Source organism: Paraburkholderia sp. USG1, from assembly GCF_031570135.1.
Lineage (GTDB): Bacteria > Pseudomonadota > Gammaproteobacteria > Burkholderiales > Burkholderiaceae > Paraburkholderia > Paraburkholderia dioscoreae.
Map to the genome: position 1 here is coordinate 1 of NZ_JAMWXW010000068.1, position 2618 is coordinate 2618.

The following is a 2618-nucleotide window of genomic DNA, read 5'->3' on the forward strand; positions in this document are numbered from 1 at the left end:
GTGCCGCCGTCGGTGCAGCCGCCGCCGACCGGCGTCACGGTCTCGACTTATTCGGTTATCGACCAGGGTATTTCGAAAACCATCATGGTCATCGCGTGGAATGCCGCGGACAAGGCCGTTTCGTACCTGCCTGAATGGCGCAAGGACAACGGAGAGTGGGTGCCGATGAATGCCGTCGGCGGCCTGCAGGCGGAAGTGGTCGGCATCTATCAGGGCACGTATCTCGCCCGTGTGCGCGCGGTCAACGCCATGGGCGTGACGTCGATTCCGGCGTACGGCGTCGACACAGCGTTGACCGGCAAGACGAGTCCGCCGCCGGCGCTCACATCGCTGACGACGATCACGCAGGTGTTTGCGATCGAGGTCGATTGGACGTTTCCTGCGGATGGCTCCGCCGGCGACACGCAATACACCGATGTCTGGTACAGCAAGACGAATGACCGGAGCACAGCGACGCGGCTCTCGATCTATCCGTATCCGCAGTCGCGCGCGAGTTTGATGGGCCTTGCTGCCGGACAGTCGTTTTTCTTCTGGGCGCGGCTTGTCGACACGTCGGGGAACATCGGACCGTGGTATCCGCCCGGCGCCGGCGTGAACGGTCAGAGCAGCAGCGATTCGACGGAGATACTGTCGTATCTCAGCAATCAGATCGGAGAGACCCAGCTTGCGCAGGATGTGCTCGCGCCGATCCAGGCTATCCCAACTATTCAGCAGAACGTGGCGGCTAACACGGCTGCAATTTCAAAGGAGACCACGGACAGAACGGCCGCCATCAGTTCCGAAGCTTCCACACGCGCGGCCGCCATCACTGCGGAAGCGTCCGCGCGCGCAGATGCGATCGCGGCAGAAGCGATAGCGCGCGGCACGGCCATCACCACGGAGCAAAACACGCGCGCCAGTGCAGACTCTGCATTGTCGACGCGGATCGACACGGTGACGGCCGCGAATGGAACCAACGCGGCGGCGATCACCGCCGAGGCTACGGCGCGCACGAACGCCGACTCCGCGCTCGGCACGCGCATCGACGCGGTGGTGGCTACGGCGGCGGGGAACACGTCGGCGATCACTTCAGAGGCAACGACGCGCGCCAACGCAGACAGCGCCATGGCGTCCGACATCGCACTGATCGGCGCGCACAACGCGGCGAAATCGGCGTTCATCCTGAATCAGAGCACGGTGCAGGTCGACGCAACGACGACGCTCGCGCAGAAGTTCTCGGCGCTCACGACGGCCGACGGTAACAACTCGACGGCTATCACGAACGAAGCGACGGCCCGCACGACCGCGGACACGGCGCTGGGCACGCGGATCGACAACCTCTCGACGACCGTCAGCAGCAATTCAGCAGCCATCACCGCAGAGCAAACGGCGCGCGCCAGCGGTGACGCTGCAAACGCATCCGCTATCACGTCGCTTACGGCTACTGTCGGCCAGAAAACTACAACATTCCGCCAGGCCGTACAGCCAGTAGGCTCCGTGGTTGGTGATACGTGGGTAGACACGGGCAGCACTAACCTGCTTAAGCAGAGTAACGCCATCGGGACGTCTAGCCCTTGGTCAACGCCGGGTAGCGGCTACCTGGGTACCGCCGCCGCGTCAACATCGGTAGCTGCTCCGGATGGTTCGGCAGTTGCTGTGACTAAGTGCACAGTCACAGCGAGTAGCAACTTGGCGGCGCGACAAACGGGCCTGTCTCTCTCTGCAGGCGTCGCTACTGTGAGTGTGTATGTGTATTTTCCGTCGGGTCAGCCTGGGGTATCTGACTTTAAGTTCGTCGCAGACTGGAACGACGCGGACATCGGCTCTTATGCTGTGTCCACGGTTTTTGACAAGTGGGTTCGCGTCAGCAGTACCGCCACTCTCACGGCAACCCGCACGCAGTTTGACTTAAATCTAACTCGGTCGACGGGGAATTTGCCGACAGGCACGGTGTTTTACTTCGCGTTCGCACAAGCGGAGGTGCTGGCGGGAGCGGGGCGATATATCTCCACTGGCGCTGCGATCGCGAGCACAGTTGGTAATAATAACCTGCTCGTGTGGGACGGTACAACGTGGGTTCTGTCGCAAGACGCGGCAATCCCTGCGAACACTGCCGCCATCAGCGCGGAAGCGACAACCCGGGCCACGGCCGATAGTGCACTCAGCACCCGCATTGACTCTCTCACCGCGACAGTGGGCGACAACACGTCTGCTATCACGTCCGAAGCAACCGCGCGAGCTGCCGCCGACTCCGCACTTGGTACGCGCGTTGACGGGATCGCGGCGCAAGTGGTTATTCCGCCAATGGCTGGCAGTACAGGCGACTACGCCGGCTCGACGACGATCTATGCGGGGGTGTGGTCTGAGCAGTCGGCTCGCGCCGAAGCAGACCTTGCACTCGCGCAACGGACCGATACGGTATCTGCGCAGATTCAGACGACCAGCACGACGCTGAGCGCTGCGATTCAGACCGAGGCCACCGCGCGCGCCACGGCGGACAGCGCGCAGGCGTCGTTGATCACGACAGTGCAGGCACAGGCGGATGCAAACACGGCCGCAGTGCAGACGGTTGCTAACTCGTATGCCGACCTGAACGGCCGCGTCGCGGCGTCGTACCAGATCAAGACGCAGATCACGGC

Annotated in this window: 1 pseudogene; it reads left to right on the top strand. The window is 62.8% G+C overall.

Annotated features, from left to right (window positions below):
• Positions 1-2618: pseudogene (locus NE850_RS39230) on the top strand (hypothetical protein); the annotation flags it as partial.